General features: G+C 42.6%; 1 protein-coding gene. It reads right to left on the minus strand.

Annotated features, from left to right (window positions below):
• Positions 1 to 84 precede the first annotated feature (84 nt).
• Complete coding sequence (gene ltrA, locus BCR26_RS16650; protein WP_069700081.1) at positions 85 to 1,371, minus strand: group II intron reverse transcriptase/maturase; 1,287 nt, start codon at positions 1,369 to 1,371, stop codon at positions 85 to 87.
• Positions 1,372 to 1,868: the final 497 nt, after the last annotated feature.

Raw genomic sequence — 1,868 nt, forward strand, 5'->3', positions numbered from 1 at the left:
AATCGAGTAGGAGGCTAATCATTAATTGATTAGCCGACCTCTCACACCACCGTACGTACGGTTCTCGTATACGGCGGTTCAACTTTACATCACCTGTACTTTTTGATAATGTGTTACTAACGACAGTAAACCAAAGCGTTCCAATCTACGATTGGTTATTGTTGTACACAACACCCAGGAACGGGCTATTCTCGCAATCGATTTGCTTGAATAGCTATTTTTATAGGCATCATTTTTCGACATGCCCAACTTTATTAAATTCTTCCGTCTATTCTTTGGTGTTTTCCATTGTTTCCAGATACACATACGTAAACGATACCTCAAGTGGGCATCCATTTGACTTAGCTTCAGCTTCATTTTCCCTACCCGAAAGTAGTTTACCCATCCTCGGATGAGTTGATTGATTTTCTCCACTCGGTATCTTGTATTTACTCCCCAACCTCTCTTTGTTAGACGTTTCAGCTTATAGTTCAATTGTTCTACTGATAATTGATGGGGTTTCGCTTGATAACTCTTGCTTAGAGGATTATAAAAGAAACCAAATCCTAAGAACTTAAACCTCGGGTCTGTCGGTCGTGTTATTTTCGATTTCTCGCTATTGACAATCAATCCTAACTTCTCCTCTATGAACTTCGTTACTGTTCGTAGAATTCTTCTGGCTGCCATCTCACTTTTCACGAGAATCACGCAGTCATCCGCGTATCGAACAAAGTTTAATTGTCTTCTTTCTAGTTCCTCGTCCAATTCATGAAGCATGATGTTGCTCAATAGCGGAGATAGATTACCACCTTGCGGTGTACCGATGACTGACTCTTTGTACCCGTCATCGGTTTGGATACCGCTAACTAAGTATTTCCGAATGAGTGAGATTACTTCTCCGTCTTTCACTCTTCTTGAGACGAGATTCATTAATCGGTCATGGTTCACCGTATCGAAAAATCGTTCTAAATCAATATCCACAATCCAATAGTAGCCTTCATTGATGACATCCAAGAGTTGGAGTATTGCCATTTCCCCATATCTGTGTGGGCGGAATCCGTAGCTGTTTGAGTGAAAGATCGTTTCAAAAATCGGAGTGAGTACTTGGGCAATCGCCTGTTGGATCACTCGATCTACCACGGTGGGAATCCCAAGCACTCTTTCTCCGCCATTCGCTTTTGGAATGATGACTTGTTGTACAGGTTGTGGCTGATACTTCCTTGCTTGTATCTGGCGACGAATTTCATCCATGTTTTTTGCCAGATACCCTTCCAATTCATCCACTTCCATTCCATCTACGCCAGCGGCTCCTTTGTTTCGCTTTACTTGTTTTACTGCTTCTTTTAGATTTTTTTGGTCTAAAATCTGACTCATTAGTTTTTCTGTGTACATGTGTGTTATTCCTTTCTTTCCCGTAGAGTCGGTATCCACTTTCACGCCTTTCGCCAGTGGTCTTTTTTCCGCTCCCAATTGAGATTTTCCTAACGGTAAACTTGTTCAGCCCTTCGCTCTTACCGACTTTCACCGATTGTCTTCACTACTATGGCTTCGGCTGACTTCTCACGACCCAGGATTCTATCACTAGAAGCTTTTGGTTTAGATACGTGAGACCTCCCCGGTTAAGGCTCAAACTCTTCCACTCCATCTATCCGCCACATTTACATTGGTTGATTGGTTCAGTAACTATTGGACTTCAACTTCTTTTGCAGTCTTATCCTCAACCCCTGCCTTCTATGTAGTTTCTGTTCGTCGGACCAGAGTTTTGTCTCCAACTTCCTTCAGATTCCACGTCACCATGGACACCCTTGTTTTCGACTAGGTACTTTCCGTTACTTGGACGTACTCGGGACTTTAACCCGTTAGAGTTTGACCATGCCGGGCAAACAAAA

The organism is Enterococcus rivorum (assembly GCF_001742285.1).
GTDB classification, from domain to species: Bacteria; Bacillota; Bacilli; order Lactobacillales; family Enterococcaceae; genus Enterococcus_L; species Enterococcus_L rivorum.

Bases quoted from the DNA above. Each gene is read 5' to 3' on its own strand.
- ltrA (WP_069700081.1), bottom strand. From the start codon at position 1,371: ATGTACACAGAAAAACTAATGAGTCAGATTTTAGACCAAAAAAATCTA.